The sequence below is a fragment of the Dapis brunnea BLCC-M229 genome, from assembly GCF_050015995.1.
Lineage (GTDB): Bacteria > Cyanobacteriota > Cyanobacteriia > Cyanobacteriales > Microcoleaceae > Trichodesmium.
The window spans coordinates 26,213-30,387 of the sequence record NZ_JBNHEP010000287.1 but is presented as its reverse complement, the minus strand read 5'-3'; the positions used below and the strand labels follow the sequence as shown (position 1 = coordinate 30,387).

The window sequence follows — 4,175 nt, the reverse complement described above, 5'->3', positions numbered from 1 at the left end:
CCGTAACGGTTAAAACCCGAGGTAATTATCAATTATCCATTATCAATTAATGAACCTGCTCCCTCATGCTACAGATATTATCTAGCGTTCAACCCCATAGAGGATTGTTGACAAATCGCTTGGCATCTCATTAGACATCTCCGATAACCAAAAATCAAATCAATTATCGTACATAAATAATCAATTATTTCCCCCTAAACCCTAAACCCTAAACCCTAAACCCTACTCCCTTTTTTCCGGAGATATCTATTAGATTCACGAGGTATTGATTATATAAGTACAACAGATATTTGATAAATTAAGTAATCGGACAAAATTATTTACAAGCTTAGATATATTAGTATCTCGGCTGGATCGGGGTTGAAGATTTAATGAGTGTGTAATTAATTTTATCTAACTACTTATTAAAAATTAATTACTGACTTTACTGAAAAAAAATTTAGAGGAAAAGAAAAAAAAGTTGACCTAAAATCATGGTGAGGGTAAGATACTTATGCAAACTACTAACTTGTAATTACCTCATAGCTCATACAAAAAGTTAAGTATCAAAACTTTGAAATTATATTTACATATTAATGATATGCTACGCCAAATTTCATTAGCGACAGTAGGATTGGTTTTAGGTGGAATTATCTCTGTAATTGGAACAGCAGCTTACTTTACTAATAATCCCACACTTAACTTAGCTGGATTCTTTTATGGAATTCCTCTACTTCTAGGAGGACTTGCTCTTAAAGCTGCTGAACTTGAACCAGTACCTTTTACTCAACCAACTACTGAAGAAATCATAACTCTCAGGGAAAAACAGGCTACTCCTATCCAAAATCAACTACGTCAAGATGTTACTCGCTATAGGTATGGCCAAAAAGTCCATTTAGAAGAATCTCTGGCTCGCTTAGGTTTAAGTCCGACAAATGAGGAAAGACCTATACTCCAAGGATTAAGAGAAATAGCTATCAATGGTTCTTATGCCTTAGTGCTAGAATTTGATTCTTCATTAATTACCTTAGACACTTGGTTGGCAAAACAGGATAAATTATCAAGTTTTTTTGGGCCAAATTTGCAGGTAGAAGTAAGTCAACCTACAGAGGGAAAGATTGATGTTGCTATGATAACTACTCCAGAAGTAGAAAAAACATAATTTTTAATCTGACATAATTTTTAATCTGAATCATCTAACGATTGAAGATTTCACAAATAAGGTTTTTTCCTGGCTATAAAAAAAATTGAGGAGTTTTTAACCTACTTTTCCAGACGCACCACATACCATTGGATAAATTGGCCAGGACTAAATTCATACTCACAATAAGTATCTCTGAGTTTTTGAGCTTGAGCATCTAGGGAAGATAATTTTTGTAAATCTCTAGGTAAATTAGATTGTTGTTGAGCTATAATATCGCGCAATTTTTCTAGTAGTTCTATACCTGTCAGAAATTGCTCAGGTTGATTCGGCTCTAAGACTACATAGTTTTCTTCTTGGTACATTAGTGAATTAGGCATTTTTATTAGAAAATTTGTTAACAATTATGATTAATCATTGATATTCTAAAATTAAGTAAAATCAACCACTGTATATAGTTGCTTTTTATGATGAAAAACCAAGTCAAACTACAAATTAGTAGAGGTTGACAAGATAAGGATATATGAGAGTATAATATAGAATTAATGAAATATTGCTAGAGTAATGGTAAATTATTGTGAATGCTAAAGTAAATAAATTAGCAAAAACAAAATAGAGGAAATTATCAATAAATAAAATCAAGGAAAAATAAAGTTTCTAATTGTAGCTCCAAAGCAATATTCAAAGATTAACTCTACTAAGTAACTGATAAAATAGTAGCAATTTGCACTTTTACCCATGATAACCCCATCTCAAATTTCAACGCCTAAAGAGCAAAAACCTTCTAAGCTAGAAGGCATAAAAGAAAATAGTAATTTCTTGCGCGAACCCCTAGCAACTCAACTACTGGAAGATACAACTCACTTTACTGAAGAAGCTGTTCAAATACTAAAATTCCACGGTTCTTATCAACAATATAACAGAGATAATAAATTTAAAGGGCAAGAAAAAGATTATCAAATGATGCTTCGCACCCGGAACCCGGGTGGGTTTATTCCGCCACAACTTTTTCTCACCCTAAATAGTTTGTCTCATGAATATGGTAACGGAACACTTCGTGTGACAACTAGACAAGGTTTTCAGTTGCATGGAGTATTAAAGAAAAATCTCAAAAAAGTCATATCATCTATTATTAAAAATATGGGTTCGACACTGGGTGCTTGTGGAGATTTGAATAGAAATGTAATGTCTCCACCAGCTCCCTATAAAAATCGTCCTGAATACAAATATGCTAAAGACTATGCTAATCAAATAGCAGATTTATTAGCACCACAAACAGGAGCATATTACGAAATTTGGCTGGATGGAGAAAAAGTAATTAGTGCAGAAGAAAATCCAGAAGTAAAAGCGGCTAGACAACAGAATATTAACGGCACAATATTCCCTAATAGTGAAGAACCTATTTATGGTACTCACTATATGCCAAGAAAATTTAAGTGTGCTGTCACAGTTCCAGGAGATAACTCTATAGACCTATATACTCAGGATATTAGTCTGGTTGTGATTACCAATGAAGCAGGAGAATTGGAAGGATTTAATGTTCTAGCAGGTGGTGGTCTAGGTCGCACTCATAGAAAAGAAGATACTTTCCCTTGTTTAGCCCAAGAAATAGGATATGTAGCCAAAGAAGATATATTTGATTTAGTCAAGGCTATAGTAGCTACTCAAAGAGATTATGGTGATCGTAGTAATCGTCGCCATGCTAGAATGAAATATTTACTCCATGACTGGGGAGTGGAAAAATTTCAGGCCAAGTTGGTAGAATATTTTGGTAAATCCATTGCTCCCTTCAGACCTCTACCAGAATGGAAATATTTGGACTTCCTAGGATGGCACGAACAAGGAGATGGGAAGCTATTTTTAGGAATTTCAGTAGAAAATGGTCGTGTAAAAGATGAAGATTCATTTCAGCTAAAAACAGCTTTGCGAAAAATAGTTCAGTTGTTTAAGCTACCGATGCTGTTAACAGCTAATCACAACATAATTCTCTATGAAATTGAACCACGGCAGCAACAAGCAATAGAACAAATATTAACTCAGCATGGTATTAGCAAAGAAAAAGATATTGACCCCTTAGTGCGCTACAGTATGGCCTGTCCGGCTTTTCCTACTTGTGGACTAGCAATGACAGAATCAGAAAGGGCCTTGCCTGGCATACTTGGACAAATTAGGTTATTGTTGGACAAGGTGGGACTAGGACAGGAACATCCTGTAATTAGAATGACAGGATGTCCCAATGGTTGTGCTAGACCCTACATGGCGGAATTAGGATTTGTCGGTAGTGCTCCTGATACTTATCAGATTTGGTTAGGGGGTTCGCCTAACCAAACACGACTGGCAAAACCTTATATCGACAAACTGCATATCAATAATCTGGAAACTGAGTTGGAGCGAATGTTTCTTTATTTCAAGCAACAACGGCAACCAGATGAGAGTTTCGGTGATTTCTGTAATCGTGTCGGTATTGAAGCCATCCGTAAGTTTGTAACCAACTATCAATCTAGTTTCTCGATGAATACAGATATTAACAATTCAAGTTTTACCTCAATCAATTCTGAAAACAATGTTCCAGCAGTTCAAGATGTTACTGAGACAAATCCAGAAACTCAACCTCAAGAAGAAGGGGTGAGTACAAATCTGGAAAATAATCAGGAAATAACTCCTATAAATTCTCCGGTAACTTCACCCGCTAATGTTGATAATAGTAGTACATTAGTAACTCCATCAACTAATGTGACTCAAACGACAACAACAACTACACCAATAACTACTGAAACTCAGCCTTTAAACACTCCTCAAACTGTAAAAACTCCTATTTTTAGCAGTGACCCTAATACAACAACACCAACACCTGCGACTGTTGGTCAACCAGTAGGTCAACCTGTATCACCTACAGCACCTACTACTATTGGTCAACCAGTAAGTCAACCTGTAGCACCTACAACACCTAACACTATTGGTCAACCAGTAAGTCAACCTGTAGCACCTATAACACCTAACACTATTGGTCAACCAGTAAGTCAACCTGTAGCACCTACAACACCTAACACTATTG

2 protein-coding genes and 1 pseudogene are annotated in these 4,175 nt (G+C 35.5%); 2 read left to right on the top strand and 1 reads right to left on the bottom strand.

Annotated elements, in window-relative coordinates; genetic code table 11:
* The first annotated feature begins 580 nt into the window (after positions 1 to 580).
* A complete protein-coding gene (locus ACP6PM_RS33065) occupies positions 581 to 1,141 on the top strand; it encodes a DUF2854 domain-containing protein (RefSeq protein WP_426591091.1) in 561 nt (186 codons plus the stop codon).
* Between the two features lie 101 nt (positions 1,142 to 1,242).
* Here the strand turns inward: ACP6PM_RS33065 and ACP6PM_RS33060 are convergent, their stop codons facing one another.
* Positions 1,243 to 1,500, bottom strand: coding sequence for a CRR7 family NDH-1 assembly protein (locus tag ACP6PM_RS33060; RefSeq protein ID WP_426591089.1), 258 nt, complete (start codon positions 1,498 to 1,500; stop codon positions 1,243 to 1,245).
* Positions 1,501 to 1,858: 358 nt separating this feature from the next.
* On the opposite strand from ACP6PM_RS33060, the pseudogene sir reads away from it, so the two are divergent.
* Positions 1,859 to 3,736 (top strand): annotated as a pseudogene (sir, locus tag ACP6PM_RS33055) (sulfite reductase, ferredoxin dependent); the annotation flags it as partial.
* Positions 3,737 to 4,175 lie beyond the last annotated feature (439 nt).